Consider the following 14,786-nt stretch of genomic DNA (forward strand, 5'->3'; position numbering starts at 1 on the left):
TTTAAAATTCCTAAAAAGATGTTCAAAAAAATATTAATTGCCAATCGTGGCGAAATTGCAATGCGTATTTTACGTACTTGTAAAGAAATGGGAATCAAAACTGTTGCGGTATACTCTACTGCCGACAAAGACAGTCTTCACGTAAGATTTGCTGACGAGGCTGTTTGTATTGGTCCTGCGATGAGCAAAGACTCATACCTAAAAATCCCTAACATTATTGCTGCTGCAGAAATTACAAATGCAGACGCCATTCACCCAGGTTACGGATTCTTATCTGAAAATGCTAACTTCTCAAGAATTTGTCAGAACAACGGCATCAAGTTTATCGGTGCTTCTCCTGAGCAAATTGAAAAAATGGGAGACAAAGCAAATGCTAAAGCTACGATGAAAGCTGCAGGTGTACCTTGTGTACCTGGTTCTGACGGATTAATCGAATCTTACGAACACGCTGTAAAAGTGGCTGAAGAAACAGGATATCCTGTCATGATCAAAGCAACTGCCGGTGGTGGTGGAAAAGGGATGAGAGCGGTTTGGAAAGCTGAAGACCTTAAAGATCACTGGGAATCTGCAATTCAGGAAGCTGTGGCTGCATTCGGAAACGGAGGTATGTACATGGAAAAACTGATTGAAGAGCCTAGACACATCGAAATTCAGGTTGCGGGAGATCAATTTGGTAAAGCTTGTCACCTTTCTGAAAGAGACTGTTCTGTACAAAGAAGAAACCAGAAATTAACGGAAGAAACTCCTTCTCCGTTCATGACTGACGAACTTCGTGAGAAAATGGGTGAAGCAGCTGTAAAAGCAGCAGAATTCATCTCTTATGAAGGGGTGGGAAACTATCGAATTCTTGGTGGATAAACACAGAAATTTCTATTTCATGGAAATGAATACGAGAATTCAGGTAGAGCATCCTATTACTGAGCAGGTTATTGATTATGACTTAATCAGAGAACAAATTCTTTTGGCAGCAGGAACTCCGATTTCGGGAATTAATTACTATCCAAAATTGCATTCAATCGAATGTAGAATCAACGCTGAAGATCCTTACGCGGATTTCAGACCTTCTCCGGGAAAAATCACTGGATTAAACATTCCTGGTGGACATGGTGTAAGAGTTGATACGCACGTTTATTCAGGATATACAATTCCTTCTAACTACGACTCTATGATTGCAAAGCTGATCACAACGGCACAAACCCGTGAAGAAGCGATTGCAAAAATGAGAAGAGCTTTGGAAGAATTCTATATTGAAGGCGTAAAAACTACAATTCCTTTCCACAGACAACTAATGGATAACGAAGATTATCTTGCAGGAAACTATACGACAAAATTCATGGAAGATTTTGTAATGGATAGAAAATACGATAATCATTAAGATTATTTTAAAAATAAATTTAAACCGTCTCAACTTTGAGGCGGTTTTTTTATGCCTGAAAATTTGAGTTAATTAATACAACATCTTTCAAATAATATTCAAACTCTTAAAATTTTCTTAAAAAATAACCCTTTTGTGTTATTGTGACATTTTTTCACTCTTCTTACATTTGATATGAATATCAAACATTTATAACCTAAAAAAACTGTTACCCATGAAAACTTTACAATTACTATTGCTGTGTCTGTTTGCCAATATCCTTTTTGGTCAGACAAAATTTGATAACGAAAAACTGATGGCTGTTCAGGACATCTACCACAACTCTACCAAGAAGAACATCAACACTTTTATGCAAGCTAAAGGCTACACGGTTGCAGAAGTTGAAAAAGGAGGAGAAGACGGCGATGCTCATAGCTTCAAATCAGAGTTTAGCCGAGTACAGGTATTATACACTCCAAAAGGCGAAATGGACGGGGTTATTATGCTTTATGTGGGAGCCATGAATAATACTTTCATAGAAATGAAGATAAGAGACGCAGGATATACCTTCGTAGAACATGCAAACGTGATTGACGGAGTAGATTTCAAAAGAAAACAATGGAGTAAAAAAGGAGAAAAAACCTCTTTTGTGACTTATGCAGATAATGATGAGAAAATTGGTTTTCTCGGTTATGGTGAATTTAAGGATTAAAAACTAAGACCATTAAAACAATTGACAAGTCTCGCAATTTTCTGATTGTGAGACTTGTACTATTAGATCGTTTAAATTATTGAAAAATTCATGTTGATTTTAAATTAAATATAAAACAACACAAAAATGGAAAAAAATACTATAAAAAGATTGTCGATATTCATAATACTCTTTGGTATTTGGAATATCACTTTTGCTCAGGAAAAAACCATACTTAAGATTTTAAATCGCGAATTGAAAAGAGAAGTCAAAAATCAGGTAAAATCATCTAATTTTAATGGTGATACGATTAGAATTATTAAAGAATTTACCATTACCACAGATAAAAAGCTAACATTTACCATCAAAAAAACAAGTCCATATTTTAGTGGCTATCAAATCATACAACAGGAAGTTCCGCTTAATAAAATCAAAAAAGTTGGAAAAGATATCCAGATTATTTTAGAAACAGAAAAAAATGCCGTCGAAACAAAGTTTACAACATTTGATGAAGAGCCAAAAGAACAGATACTAAACGAAAGCCTGTTTTTCCTGTATTTATCCAATGAAAAACAAAACGACGATCTGGGTATTGAATTACAGAATGCTTTTCAAAAAGCGGGCTATGATGTTCAGAAAGATTATTGGTATGATTGATTTTTAAATTAGTATAAATGAAACTGAAAGGCAAAGAAAAAAACTTCTGGTGGAATTTTGCTCACATCACAGATTCTCGAAAGATTCCCACTGAAATTCCGGGGTTCACGAGCATCGATTCTGTGGAAGATGACGACTATTTTGCCGCCCTTTTTGACAAAGTTAAAATCATCCATTCCATTTATCTTAAAGAAACCAAGGTTACCGACGAAACCGTTCGGTACATTTCGGGAGTTCAGCAGTTGAAAAGCCTTACGCTCATGAAACATCCCAATATCACTACAAAAAGCCTTCCCTATCTCAACAAATTAACCGATTTGGAATATCTTGACATTTGGAACACAGAAATTACCATAAAAGACATCCACGAATTGGATCAGCTTAAAAATTTAAAAGAATTGTATGTCGCTTCTTTAGGTTATGAATTCAGCACACATTCTCAAATGGACAGCGAACTGATTTTAGAGGAAGTTATCAAGCTCGAGAGTATCCTTCCTAATTGTAAATTTTATGTCGACCATCGTCTTTATCAATAATTTATCTCATTTTGAAGTTCATTCTTATCATAAAATTTTTCTTTTGAAAGATATAATACCTACACCGTACTGTTAATTTGGGCAATATTTCTAATGCATTTATTTTTAACCTCAAAATGCACTTAAATAGAGCCTTTCCATAGTATTGCGCTTCTGTTTAGGCATCTCGTTAATAATGTTTACATTTGTGGAAAACCTAAATTTATGTCAACAGTAGAAACAGCAAAAAACTCACAGTATTTTATTGACCTTGAAGACAAACACGGCGCGCACAACTATCACCCTCTTCCAGTAGTTTTAGACAAAGGAGAAGGCGTTTTTGTTTGGGATGTGGAAGGCAAGAGATATTATGATTTTCTTTCAGCATATTCTGCTGTGAATCAAGGACATTCTCACCCGAAAATTGTAGAAGCTTTGGTAAATCAGGCTAAAAAATTAGCTTTAACATCAAGAGCGTTTTATAACTCGAACTTAGGAGAATACGAACAAAAAATTACCACTCTTTTTGGTTTTGATAAAGTTTTACCGATGAATTCCGGAGCTGAAGCCGTGGAAACTGCAGTAAAATTAGCAAGAAAATGGAGTTACGAAGTAAAAGGAATTACTGAAAACGCAGCAAAAATTGTTGTATGCGAAAACAACTTCCACGGAAGAACAACGACCATCGTTTCTTTCTCAAACGATCCTGATGCAAACCAAAATTATGGTCCTTTCACACCCGGATTTATCAAAATCCCTTACAATGATCTTAAAGCGTTAGAAGAAATTTTAACTCAGGATGCTCAGAATATTGCGGCATTTTTGGTAGAACCTATTCAAGGGGAAGCCGGAGTGTATGTTCCGGATGAAAATTTCCTTAAAAATGCTTCTGAATTATGTAAAAAACACAATGTTCTTTTCATTGCAGATGAAGTTCAGACGGGAATTGCAAGAACAGGAAAATTAATTGCGTGTCATCACGAAAATGTGCAACCCGATATTTTAATCTTAGGAAAAGCGCTTTCTGGTGGAATGTATCCCGTTTCGGCGGTGTTGGCAAATAACGAAATCATGAATGTGATTAAACCTGGACAACACGGTTCTACTTTTGGAGGAAACCCGATTGCATGTGCTGTTGCGATTGCTGCGTTAAATGTTGTTGAAGAAGAAAAACTTTCTGAAAGAGCGGAAGAATTAGGAAAATTATTCAGATCTGAAATTGAAAAAATCATCGAGAAATCAGAGCTGATTACCAAAGTGAGAGGAAAAGGTTTATTAAATGCTATTTTAATCAACGACACTCCGGATAGCTCTACCGCATGGAATATCTGTTTACAATTAAAAGAAAACGGATTGCTTGCAAAACCAACGCACGGAAACATCATCAGACTAGCTCCCCCGTTGGTAATTACCGAAGAGCAATTGCTGGATTGTGTGAGAATCATTGAGAAAACGGTTTTAGAATTTAAAAAATAAAAGCTTCTAAAATATTATTAATCAATTTTTAGAAAAAAAATAAATGGGTGTAGTCTATAAAAACTATGCCCATATTTTTGTTTTCAAGAGTATATTTTAAAATTATAAAAGTTAAAATTTTAAAATTTCACACTAAAATTCCTGCACAAAAACGTTAATATGCATCAAGAAAATTCAAATTAAAACTTATCTTTGAATTTGAAATTCATTTCTAAGTGATCTTATTAACTCATATTTCCATATCAAACAAAAGCTGTAATGAACGTAAGTGGCTTAATCATAACATATAATGAAGAGAAAAACATACAGGAAGTTCTTGAGTGTTTTGATTTTTGCGATGAGATTATTGTAGTCGATTCATTCAGCACAGATAAAACTTTGGAAATTGCAGAAAAACATCCTTATGTGAAAATTATTCAGAACAAGTTTGAAGACTTTACAAAACAAAGAAATCTGGCTTTAGATGCTGCAAAAAACGACTGGGTATTGTTTCTTGACGGCGATGAAAGAATAACGCCCGAACTTAGAAAAGAAATTATAGAAGAACTAAATAAACCTGAGCAAAAAGACGCCTATTATTTTTACAGAAAGTTCTTTTTTGCTAAAAAACCGATCCACTATTCAGGAACACAAACCGACAAGAATTTCAGGCTCTTTAGGAAGTCTAAAGCGAGATATATTGCGGGGAAAAAAGTTCATGAAACATTGGAAGTAAACGGTACAATCGGCGAATTAAAAAATAAACTCCTGCATTTTTCCGTTACTGATTATGAGTCTTATAAAAAGAAAATGATTCATTACGGGATTTTAAAAGGAGAGGAATTGGCTTTGAAGGGAAAAAAATTCAATCTTTTAACTCAATATTCAAAAACAGCGTTCAAATTTTTTAAGGCATACATTTTGCGTTTAGGTATCTTGGACGGAAAAGAGGGGTATCAACTTTCTTATTTGCAATCATTAAGTGTTTTTGAAACTTATGAATCATTAAAAGAGCAAAATTAGTTGGATGAAGATTTGTGTAATCAGTTTCGATTTTTGGGGATATGATGCTCATATAGTAGAGACATTGTCTGCTAAAGGTATTGATGCCCATCATATCAAAATGGGTTCGGTCACTCATTCGAATTTCAGTGAGAGAGCGACCAATGCTGTAAGTAAAATTTTTCTTAATAAAAATCTTAAAGCAGAAAAGAGGCAAAAATTTGTCTTGGCTTCTTTGGAAAATTTAGGACATCAGGATCAAATTCTGGTGCTAAATCCTGATACTTTTGATCTTTCTACGTTGGAAGAAATCAGAAAATATTCCGACAGGCTTATCACGTATCTTTATGATAGTTTAGACAGATTCGCTGTAGAAAAGGAAAAACTTAGTCTTTTTGATAAGATTTTCTCTTTTGATATTGCAGACAGTAAAAAAAATGATTTTGAGAAATTAACCAATTATATTTATTTACCACACCTTTGCTGTAATAAGCAAAATCCTCAAATGGATCTTTTTTATGTTACCTCTTATGATAATAAAAGAGTTTCCCTTATCAAGCTGCTTGCGAAAAGACTGATTGAGTTAGAGCTTAAATTTCAGATCATGGTGATCGGAAAAAAAGGCTGGAAACATCAGTTAAAAAATATGTTCTTTACAATTCCTGAACAGCTGCATATTATCTTCAGTATCAAAAAAATAGACCACGAAAAGCTTCCCGAATATTACAAAAATTCAAAAGCGCTATTGGATCTTACCCGAGAAAACCAACACGGACTGAGTTTCAGAGTATTTGAAGCAATGGCATTAGAAAAAAAGATTATTACTGATAATGAATACATTAAAAATTACGACTTTTACAATCCAAACAATATTTTGGTTTTAAATGAAACCTGCAGTAATCTTGATAAATGTTTTTTTGAATTGCCTTATGAGAAAATTCCTGAAGAGGTTTATTATAAGTATACTTTGGATAATTGGGTAAATGTGGTTTTTAAATTAAATAAGTAATGAAAGTCTCAGTAGCAATTTGTACATATAACGGAGAGCGCTTTTTAAAAACACAAATTAATTCTATTTTAGATCAAACCGTTCCTGTAGATGAAATTGTAGTTTGTGATGATTGCTCTTCAGATGAAACTAAAGAAATACTTGCTGAGTACAAAAAACAGCATCCTGAAATTTTTAAAATTCATTTCAACAAAGTCAATTTAAGAAGTGTAAAAAATTTCGAAAAAGCTATTTCACTTTGTGAGAATGAAATTATTTTCCTTTCTGATCAGGATGATATCTGGAATCAGAATAAAGTAGAATTATTTTTAGAGTATTTTGAAAAATTTCCTGCTATCGATGTTATTTCTTCAAATGCGTTTATTATTGATGAAAATGACCATATTATAGATACAAATACGATCTGGGATGTGGTTAATTTTCTGGAGAAAAGAAAAATCATTTATAATTATTTTAAAATATTCAGCCTAATTGGTAACTTCGCAACCGGTGCTAATATGGCCTTCAGAAAAGACTTCATAGAATCTGCACTTCCTTTTCCCGAAAAAAAATTTCATCATGACGAATGGATCGCTTTAGTATCTTCTTCTGATGATAAATTTGATTTTATTCGCGAAAAAACATCATCCTATCGGGTTCACGACAGTCAGCAAGTAGGTGGTGTGTTTTTTAATAAAGATAAAAATACAGAATCTCAATTATCCGAAAGATTTAATGTTTATAATGAAAAAGACTCCTTTAGATTATTAAAAAGAAGGTTTTCTATTTTAAAAGACAAAAGACAAAAGATATTCTCTATTATTGATTATCAAAAAAATGAAGTTTTTGTAAAAAATCTCAAATTAATTGATGATTATGAATTTTATTTAAAAGAAAAATTAAAAAAAGATAGCTTTTTAAAGTATCAAATTTTTAAATTTCTATATTTCTAATAATATTATGAGTGAAAATACAAATTTTGGTGTAAATATATCTGGCTATATCAATAAACAATTTGGTTTAGGGGAAGGTGTCCGTTCTAATATCAGAGCTGTAAAAACTACTGATATTCCTTACGTTATCAATGATTTCAACATTGTATTATCGAAACATGTGATGGATGAAACTCAAAGTGCACTTACCGTTTCAGAAGAAAATCCTTATAACATAAATCTTGTTCAGATCAATATAGACCGTTTGCATTCTGTGATGCAGGAAACGGATAAATCTTACTTTCAAAACAAATACAATATTGCATTTTGGGCTTGGGAATTAGAAAATTTCCCTGAAGAATCTAAGGTTTTCTTCAATCTATTTAATGAAATATGGGTTCCCAGTAACTTCTGTACAGAAGCGATTTCAAAAGTATCTCCGGTTTCCCGTTATTAAAATGATGCATTCTATCGAAATTGAAAATACTACTTATTCCAGAAAAGATTTCAATTTACCGGAAGATAAGTTCATTTTCATGACTATGTTTGATTATTACAGTTCTATCAGCAGAAAAAACCCTATTGCAACTATTGATGCTTACGAACAATCTTTTGGGAAAAACAATCCTGAAGTCTTACTTTTAATTAAAACATCTATAAGTAAAGAATTCCCTAATGAAAAGAATGAGTTGGTAAACAGAATTGGGGACAATAAAAGCATTATCGTTGTTGAAGAAATACTGGAGCGTGACAAACTATATAGTTTAATGAATTGTTGCGACTGCTTTGTATCTCTTCATCGTTCTGAAGGCTTTGGATTGACAATGGCGGAAGCAATGTATTTAGGAAAACCGGTTATCGCAACGGCGTATTCTGCCAATACAGAATTCATGAATATTAATAATTCTTTTCCTGTAAAATATAAATTAATAAAAACAGGAGATCAATACTATTTCAGTACCGATAAAGATGTTTGGGCAGATGCAGATGTGCAGCATGCTTCTCAGCAAATGACTTTAGTTTATACCAATAAAAATCTGGCATCTGAAATTGCACAAAAAGGGCAAAGTGATGTAAAACAATTTCTTTCACCAACAATAATGGGAGAAAAAATAAAACAGAGATTAGAATTAATAAATAAAGAGATATTTCCAAACTTATCACAAAAAAGCTCTAATGAAGAATCTTTATTAAAGTTTGAAATTAAATTATTGGAAGACAAACTAAATAAAATCAGGAACTTAAAACCTGTACAATGGAAAATTAAATTTAAAAATTTTCAAAATAAACTGACTGGCAAAAGCAGAAAATATTTTTGGGAAGATTAATCCAAAGTATCATAAAATTCGTTCTGTTTCTTTTGCTTTTCGAAGTTTTTCTTATGAATTAAACAAAGCGTATAGTCTTTGGGCATTTCTGTAAAATTTTTATGCCCATACAATACTTCATGTACTTTATTTTTCCAGAATATTTTTTTGTTGTTCTTTATAATTCTCGCCTGATAATCTGGGAAATTTATATATCCTTCATGGTTTTTATTCCAATTCATTTCCTGGATATACTCTTCTGTGATCCCTTCGACAATATTAATTCTTGGAACAAAAAAACACTCCACACTTTTCTCTTTTCTTAAATAAGGTTTAAGGCTTTTTATCAGACCTTCCGCAGGATATTCGTCGGCATCTATCTGAAAGAGATATTTGCATTTTGCATGCTGAATAAGTGTATTTTTAAAGGTTGCGAAATCACCATTCAGTTTCGCTTCAATTCTTACGACTTTTGAGCCGTAACTTTTAATCAAACTAGAAACTTCATTATTTTCATTCGTGATATCCTGAAGAATAATTACCTCATCCCGATCATCAATCAAAGGCAATAAAGTATCTAGGAGCTTCTTTAATTCCCTGTGTTCATTACAAACTGTTATCCCGTAACTAATAGTAATTGGTCTTAAAAAACTGAACATTATTTTCTTTTTATTAATTGATTTTCGTAAGATTTATCTTGTAATATCTTAATGCTTACATTCTTAATTTTAAATTCATTGGAGCCAGAAAAGAGTTTTTCTAAAAAATTTCTCTTAAGGTTTTTCTTTTCTTCTATAATATCTGCAAGATTTTTGAATACAAAAAGATTCTTATCCGAAAAATGTTTACCATCAAATTTGATCAAAATATCATCTTGAAATTCCGATTCTAAAGACCTGAATTTTTCCTTTACATCTATACTCGTTTTTTTCTGCTCTTCTTTTATATAAACTTCCGGATTATAATCAGAATAAATATGATCTACAAATATTTCTAACTGTTTGATGACATCATCTGTTGGATTTTTCAGAAGCAAACCATATTTCAGTTTTTTTCTAGTCTTTGATTGATTATTAAATCCCCATTTTCGTATAAAATTCCTCAAAGAATTTTCCTCAATAATGCTTGTCCTATTTTGATATTCTTCTGAAAATCTGGAGGTTTTACTTACAAAATGATAAACGATTGCATTGGGACAGACAAATGTCTTTTCACCAGACATCCTCAATCTTAAAATTAAATCATCATCCTCACAAAACATAGGTTTAAAAAGCGGATCCAACCCGTTTATTTTAATTAAAGCATCTTTTTTGGCAGCAAGAAAGAAACTTACATCCTCAGTAAATGCGCCTTTCTGATTTTTTTGTTGTTTTTCAAATTCAAAGAAATTTTCAAATTGAAAAGTTTCAAAATCACTTCCAAAATCCTGAATTTCTTTCCAAAGTCTTTTATCTGCAGCAAAAACAGGAGGTTCTATAACTTTATAATAGACAAGGTTATGTTCAGATAATGAATTTTCAATCTCATGCAGAAAATTTCTACCAATCACCATATCGTTATGTAAAAAACAGACATAATCTTGGGTAGAAATTTCTATCGCTTTGTTATAGGTATCAGAAAGAGTCTTTTCTTCAGAACTAAAAAAATGAACAAGATTTTCATCTTTTAAAGAATCCAGCCATTCATTGGTTTCCATCCGTACTTCCGTAGCTTACAAAAACAATTTCTATTTCCGGAAAGTTCTCACGAATAGAATGATAACAGCTTTTTGAATATTCTAAATTATTTTTTAATCCTATTAAAAGCGAAATATTATTCATTATACTCATTATTTAACTTCTATCATACTCATCCTCAATCCTCACAATATCATCCTCCCCAAAATAAGTCCCAGTCTGCACTTCGATGAAGACAACTGGCTTTTCAGAAAGATTCATCATTCTGTGTCTTGCTCCTAGTGGAATGAAGATGCTTTCGCCATATTTCAGGTTAATTTCTTTATCATCCAAAACAACCGTGGCATCACCTTCGATGATTGTCCATTGTTCCTGTCTTTTGTGGTGATATTGGTAAGACAATTTTTGACCGGGATTTACTTCGATTCTTTTTAATTTATAATTTGGTTCATCTGCTAATACAAAATATTTTCCCCAAGGTCTTTCGCCTATTTCTAACATACTCTAATTCTTTTTAATTTATACAAATGTAAATATTCAAATCAAAAAACCCAACAACCTGGATATTAATCATTCTTAAAAACATATAAATTAAGTAAATTTGCATCAAAATTTTAATTAATATGGAGAAAGTAAGAGTTCGTTTTGCTCCAAGTCCTACGGGACCTTTGCATTTAGGAGGCGTAAGAACCGCATTATATGATTATCTTTTTGCTAAAAACCAAGGTGGAGAGTTTGTATTGAGAATCGAAGATACAGACACTGCAAGATACGTAGAAGGAGCAGAAGATTACATTGAGGAAGCGTTGGAATGGTGCGGAATCATTGCGGATGAAAGTCCTAAAAAAGGAGGAAAATTCGCTCCATACAGACAATCTGAGAGAAGAGACATTTACGACAGATATACAGAGGAGATCTTAAAAACAGATTATGCGTATATCGCTTTTGATACAGCTGAAGAATTAGATGCCATTCGTGCTGAGTTTGAAGCAAAAGGAGATGTTTTTTCTTACGATAACAAAACCAGAAACCTTTTAAGAAACAGTCTTGCCCTTTCTGAAGAGGAAGTTCAAAAATTATTGGCTGAAAAAACTCCGTATGTTGTAAGATTTAAGATGCCGATCGACAGAACGCTGAATCTTGTAGACATCATCAGAGGAAATTCTTCTGTGAATACCAATACGTTAGACGATAAAGTGTTGGTAAAAAACGACGGAATGCCAACGTATCATTTCGCCAACATTATCGATGACCACGAAATGGAAATTTCTCACGTCATCCGTGGTGAAGAATGGTTGCCATCTTTAGGTTTACATACTTTATTATATGAAGCGATGGGTTGGGAAGCACCTCAGTTTGCGCACCTTTCATTGATTTTAAAACCGGACGTTTCCACATTAATTAATAAAGAAAATATTGACTCTATTACAAAATCTTTCACCGAAGAATTTGTGACTAAAAACAGTCAGTTTTCTTTTGATGAATCGGCAGCGATTATTAAATCCTTCTTTTCAGAAGTGAAAAGTCCGAGGTTTAAATCTATGTTGAATGAAAACGATAAAGACAACGAAATCACGGCTTCTGTAAAACAATTTTTAAAGAAAGGACTTTCAGGAAAATTAAGCAAAAGAGACGGTGACAAATTCGGATTCCCTGTATTTCCGTTGGATTTCAAAGATCTTTCAACAGGAAATATCTCTAAAGGATACAGAGAAAACGGCTATCTTCCGGAAGCATTCATCAATATGGTGGCATTATTGGGTTGGTCTCCTGCAGACGATAAAGAAATTTTGACTTTGGACGAAATGGCAAAAGAATTTGATTTAAATAAAGTTCACAAAGCCGGAGCAAGATTCAGTAAAGAAAAGTCTGAGTGGTTCAATCATCAATACATTCAGTTTAAATCTGATGAAGAATTGCTTCAAATTTTAAAAAATTCAGATCTACATTTAAATATCGAAGATGAAAAATTGTTAAAAATTATTCATCTGATGAAAGAAAGAGCAACTTTCCCGAAAGACATTTACGAAAACGGAAAATTTTTCTTTGAAGCACCGACTTCTTATGATGAAAAAGCATCGAAAAAAGCTTGGAATGAAGAGACTTCAGCTATTTTAGCAGAGCTTGCTTCCAACTTAGAAGGAGCTGAATTCAATGCTGAAAACTTAAAGCAAGTGATGCATGATTTCGTGGAAAATAAGGGCTTAGGAATAGGTAAAGTGATGATGCCATTGCGTTTAGCCTTGGTTGGAGAACTGAAAGGTCCAGACGTTCCGGATATCTTGGAACTTATTGGTAGAGAGGAAAGTATCTCCAGAATAAACAATGCGATCAATAATTTTAAATAGATTCTCATAATTTTTCATAAATTTGAAAGATTTAATTTACTTCAAGAAATGGAATATTTAAGTTTCGAACTCCCTATCAAAGAACTAGTAGATCAACTTCAGACTTGTTCTTTAGTAGGAGAAGAAAGTGGTGTTGATGTAAAATTAGCATGCAGCCAGATTGAGGACAAGATCATAGAAAAGAAAAAAGAAATCTATTCTAATCTTACGCCTTGGCAGAGAGTACAACTGTCTCGTCACCCGGATCGCCCCTATACATTAGACTATATCAACGGAATGGTAGATAAAGGAAGCTTCTTGGAACTTCACGGAGACAGGAATTTTGCTGATGATCCTGCCATGATTGGTGGTTTAGCTACATTGGATGGTCAGAAAGTGATGATCATTGGGACTCAAAAAGGAAGAACGACCAAAGAAAGACAGTACAGAAGATTCGGAATGCCGAATCCTGAAGGTTACAGAAAAGCTTTACGACTAATGAAGCTTGCTGAAAAATTCAGAATTCCTGTGGTGACTTTGGTGGATACACCGGGAGCTTACCCAGGATTGGAAGCTGAAGAAAGAGGACAAGGTGAGGCAATTGCAAGAAATATTTTCGAAATGACCATGCTTAAAACTCCTATTTTCACTTATATTATTGGTGAAGGAGCAAGTGGTGGTGCATTAGGAATTGGTGTCGGTAACAAGGTATATATGTTGGAAAACACTTGGTACACTGTAATTGCGCCGGAAAGCTGCTCATCGATCCTTTGGAGAAACTGGGATCACAAGGAAGATGCAGCCAATGCATTGAACCTTACTCCGAAAGATGCTTTGAGAGAAAAATTCATCGACGGAATCGTAGAAGAACCTCTTGGAGGAGCTCATTACGACAATGAGACGACTTTTTTAAATTTGAAAAATTCAATTTTACAAAATATTAAAGCGTTCTCAAAATTCACAGGAAAAGAACTTGAAACCCAAAGACAAGACAAATTCATTGCGATGGGTCAGTTTAAAGGATAAAAATAAAAAACCGGTTAAGAAATTCTTAACCGGTTTTTTTATGTCTAATTTTCTTTTATGATATTTTAATCATCACTCAGATTCAATTCAATTTCGATATCCTTAGTAATTTTCTTTAAAGAAGAATATTTTGCGTCACAAACCATTGTTGTCAAAATATATTCGCCTTTTTCTACCAGCAAAAAATTTTGACCATTCGCAGGAACATCAAGGTTATAATACTTTTTTCCGTTGATTTTTACAATCAGATTACATTTAGATCTGTTCTTGATATTAATATAAGCTTCCCTATCCATCGGGTCGTTATTGAAAAGATGCGTCAACATTGCTGCTGTTTTTTTATTCTGATCGCTTGGTCCCGATTTTTTACTCGATCCGCTTACACTTGCATAATTCACCGTTCTTTCAGCATTCGCGCCTGCACTTGCTGCAATTGTTTTAGAATTATTAAGACTGTTGTTATCTAAAACCATTTGCTTGATCTTATCTTCGCTTAATGTCTTTATCGTAGGTTTGGCTTCCGGAGAATTCCCAGCCATAATGATCTCTACCAATCTTCTTTTAAAAAAATCTGCTCTTGCGTGTCCCGGATTCTGTTTCAGGAAACCGGCTATTACTCTTGTTTCTTTTGAGGTTTCAGCGTCGCTTTCTGTATAAATAATCGTTGTTTCTTTTTCTACAATAGCTTTGGTTTTAGCTTTTTTCTTTTTTTGTGCGAAACCAAGAGTGAACATACATAAAAATATAAGGAGAAATGTTTTTTTCATTAACTAAGCATTTAAATTTTATCAAATATAACAAATAACGCAAAAACTCATTTTTTAGTTTATCATTAAAATCATTATCTTTGCACTGC

16 protein-coding genes and 1 pseudogene are annotated in these 14,786 nt (G+C 33.1%); 12 read left to right on the forward strand and 5 right to left on the reverse strand.

Annotation, left to right across the window (positions count from 1 at the left end; all coding sequences use genetic code 11):
- The first annotated feature begins 18 nt into the window (after window positions 1–18).
- From accC to J3D55_RS21785, 10 genes and pseudogenes are all read left to right on the forward strand, one after another.
- Window positions 19–1,375 (forward strand): annotated as a pseudogene (gene accC, locus J3D55_RS21740) (acetyl-CoA carboxylase biotin carboxylase subunit).
- Window positions 1,376–1,589: 214 nt separating this feature from the next.
- The gene (locus J3D55_RS21745; RefSeq protein WP_259134800.1) at window positions 1,590–2,066 is read left to right on the forward strand and encodes a hypothetical protein; all 477 of its coding nucleotides are present in this window, start codon (window positions 1,590–1,592) and stop codon (window positions 2,064–2,066) included.
- A gap of 126 nt (window positions 2,067–2,192) precedes the next feature.
- Window positions 2,193–2,702, forward strand: coding sequence for a hypothetical protein (locus tag J3D55_RS21750; protein WP_259134802.1), 510 nt, complete (start codon window positions 2,193–2,195; stop codon window positions 2,700–2,702).
- A gap of 17 nt (window positions 2,703–2,719) precedes the next feature.
- Entirely contained in the window at window positions 2,720–3,238 is a 519-nt protein-coding gene (locus tag J3D55_RS21755; RefSeq protein ID WP_259134803.1) for a hypothetical protein, read from the forward strand.
- Window positions 3,239–3,442: 204 nt separating this feature from the next.
- Window positions 3,443–4,693 (forward strand): ornithine--oxo-acid transaminase, encoded by a 1,251-nt coding sequence (gene rocD / locus J3D55_RS21760; protein WP_259134805.1) that lies wholly within the window; start codon window positions 3,443–3,445, stop codon window positions 4,691–4,693.
- 258 nt (window positions 4,694–4,951) lie between these two features.
- On the forward strand, window positions 4,952–5,695 hold the full coding sequence (locus J3D55_RS21765) for a glycosyltransferase family 2 protein (protein ID WP_259134807.1): 744 nt from the start codon (window positions 4,952–4,954) through the stop codon (window positions 5,693–5,695).
- 4 nt (window positions 5,696–5,699) lie between these two features.
- Window positions 5,700–6,683, forward strand: a complete 984-nt coding sequence (locus tag J3D55_RS21770) for a WaaS/CpsH family glycosyltransferase (RefSeq protein ID WP_259134809.1) — start codon at window positions 5,700–5,702, stop codon at window positions 6,681–6,683.
- Window positions 6,683–7,615 carry a glycosyltransferase family 2 protein gene (locus J3D55_RS21775; RefSeq protein WP_259134811.1) on the forward strand — a complete coding sequence of 311 codons (933 nt, stop codon included), beginning with the start codon at window positions 6,683–6,685 and terminating at the stop codon, window positions 7,613–7,615. Before J3D55_RS21770 ends, J3D55_RS21775 begins: the two co-directional genes overlap by 1 nt.
- 7 nt (window positions 7,616–7,622) lie before the next feature.
- Window positions 7,623–8,051, forward strand: coding sequence for a hypothetical protein (locus J3D55_RS21780; protein ID WP_259134813.1), 429 nt, complete (start codon window positions 7,623–7,625; stop codon window positions 8,049–8,051).
- 1 nt (window position 8,052) lies between these two features.
- The gene (locus J3D55_RS21785; RefSeq protein WP_259134815.1) at window positions 8,053–8,922 is read left to right on the forward strand and encodes a glycosyltransferase; all 870 of its coding nucleotides are present in this window, start codon (window positions 8,053–8,055) and stop codon (window positions 8,920–8,922) included.
- Here J3D55_RS21785 and J3D55_RS21790 read toward each other — a convergent pair.
- Genes J3D55_RS21790 through J3D55_RS21805 form a run of 4 tightly spaced genes read right to left on the reverse strand, consistent with a single transcriptional unit; the run spans window position 8,919 to window position 11,078 of the window.
- Window positions 8,919–9,560: a glycosyltransferase gene (locus J3D55_RS21790; RefSeq protein WP_259134817.1), complete on the reverse strand. Its 642-nt coding sequence runs from the start codon at window positions 9,558–9,560 to the stop codon at window positions 8,919–8,921. The two genes, J3D55_RS21785 and J3D55_RS21790, sit on opposite strands and share 4 nt — an antisense overlap.
- Complete coding sequence (locus tag J3D55_RS21795) at window positions 9,560–10,597, reverse strand: glycosyltransferase family 2 protein (protein ID WP_259134819.1); 1,038 nt, start codon at window positions 10,595–10,597, stop codon at window positions 9,560–9,562. Before J3D55_RS21795 ends, J3D55_RS21790 begins: the two co-directional genes overlap by 1 nt.
- Window positions 10,584–10,721: a hypothetical protein gene (locus J3D55_RS21800; RefSeq protein WP_259134822.1), complete on the reverse strand. Its 138-nt coding sequence runs from the start codon at window positions 10,719–10,721 to the stop codon at window positions 10,584–10,586. The genes J3D55_RS21795 and J3D55_RS21800 overlap by 14 nt, the downstream gene beginning before the upstream one ends.
- A 12-nt stretch (window positions 10,722–10,733) precedes the next feature.
- Window positions 10,734–11,078 (reverse strand): phosphomannose isomerase type II C-terminal cupin domain, encoded by a 345-nt coding sequence (locus J3D55_RS21805; protein ID WP_047399258.1) that lies wholly within the window; start codon window positions 11,076–11,078, stop codon window positions 10,734–10,736.
- A 122-nt stretch (window positions 11,079–11,200) separates the two neighbouring features.
- Here J3D55_RS21805 and gltX point away from each other — a divergent pair, with 122 nt between their 5' ends.
- Both gltX and J3D55_RS21815 read left to right on the forward strand, forming a co-directional pair.
- The gene (gltX, locus tag J3D55_RS21810; RefSeq protein WP_259134825.1) at window positions 11,201–12,925 is read left to right on the forward strand and encodes a glutamate--tRNA ligase; all 1,725 of its coding nucleotides are present in this window, start codon (window positions 11,201–11,203) and stop codon (window positions 12,923–12,925) included.
- Window positions 12,926–12,973: 48 nt separating this feature from the next.
- A complete protein-coding gene (locus J3D55_RS21815; protein ID WP_259134832.1) occupies window positions 12,974–13,930 on the forward strand; it encodes an acetyl-CoA carboxylase carboxyltransferase subunit alpha in 957 nt (318 codons plus the stop codon).
- Between the two features lie 65 nt (window positions 13,931–13,995).
- On the opposite strand, the gene J3D55_RS21820 is transcribed toward J3D55_RS21815, so the two are convergent.
- Window positions 13,996–14,697, reverse strand: a complete 702-nt coding sequence (locus J3D55_RS21820; protein ID WP_259134834.1) for a DUF6759 domain-containing protein — start codon at window positions 14,695–14,697, stop codon at window positions 13,996–13,998.
- Window positions 14,698–14,786 lie beyond the last annotated feature (89 nt).

Source organism: Chryseobacterium ginsenosidimutans (genome assembly GCF_024807225.1).
Lineage (GTDB): Bacteria > Bacteroidota > Bacteroidia > Flavobacteriales > Weeksellaceae > Chryseobacterium > Chryseobacterium ginsenosidimutans.

Excerpts from the sequence above, each read along its gene's own strand:
- J3D55_RS21820 (WP_259134834.1), bottom strand. The coding sequence starts at position 14,697 with ATGAAAAAAACATTTCTCCTTATATTTTTATGTATGTTCACTCTTGGT.
- J3D55_RS21805 (WP_047399258.1), bottom strand. The coding sequence starts at position 11,078 with ATGTTAGAAATAGGCGAAAGACCTTGGGGAAAATATTTTGTATTAGCA.
- J3D55_RS21765 (WP_259134807.1), top strand. The coding sequence starts at position 4,952 with ATGAACGTAAGTGGCTTAATCATAACATATAATGAAGAGAAAAACATA.
- J3D55_RS21795 (WP_259134819.1), bottom strand. The coding sequence starts at position 10,597 with ATGGAAACCAATGAATGGCTGGATTCTTTAAAAGATGAAAATCTTGTT.
- J3D55_RS21800 (WP_259134822.1), bottom strand. The coding sequence starts at position 10,721 with ATGAATAATATTTCGCTTTTAATAGGATTAAAAAATAATTTAGAATAT.
- J3D55_RS21745 (WP_259134800.1), top strand. The coding sequence starts at position 1,590 with ATGAAAACTTTACAATTACTATTGCTGTGTCTGTTTGCCAATATCCTT.
- J3D55_RS21750 (WP_259134802.1), top strand. The coding sequence starts at position 2,193 with ATGGAAAAAAATACTATAAAAAGATTGTCGATATTCATAATACTCTTT.
- J3D55_RS21790 (WP_259134817.1), bottom strand. The coding sequence starts at position 9,560 with ATGTTCAGTTTTTTAAGACCAATTACTATTAGTTACGGGATAACAGTT.
- J3D55_RS21775 (WP_259134811.1), top strand. The coding sequence starts at position 6,683 with ATGAAAGTCTCAGTAGCAATTTGTACATATAACGGAGAGCGCTTTTTA.
- gltX (WP_259134825.1), top strand. The coding sequence starts at position 11,201 with ATGGAGAAAGTAAGAGTTCGTTTTGCTCCAAGTCCTACGGGACCTTTG.
- J3D55_RS21780 (WP_259134813.1), top strand. The coding sequence starts at position 7,623 with ATGAGTGAAAATACAAATTTTGGTGTAAATATATCTGGCTATATCAAT.
- J3D55_RS21755 (WP_259134803.1), top strand. The coding sequence starts at position 2,720 with ATGAAACTGAAAGGCAAAGAAAAAAACTTCTGGTGGAATTTTGCTCAC.
- J3D55_RS21785 (WP_259134815.1), top strand. The coding sequence starts at position 8,053 with ATGATGCATTCTATCGAAATTGAAAATACTACTTATTCCAGAAAAGAT.
- rocD (WP_259134805.1), top strand. The coding sequence starts at position 3,443 with ATGTCAACAGTAGAAACAGCAAAAAACTCACAGTATTTTATTGACCTT.
- J3D55_RS21770 (WP_259134809.1), top strand. The coding sequence starts at position 5,700 with ATGAAGATTTGTGTAATCAGTTTCGATTTTTGGGGATATGATGCTCAT.
- J3D55_RS21815 (WP_259134832.1), top strand. The coding sequence starts at position 12,974 with ATGGAATATTTAAGTTTCGAACTCCCTATCAAAGAACTAGTAGATCAA.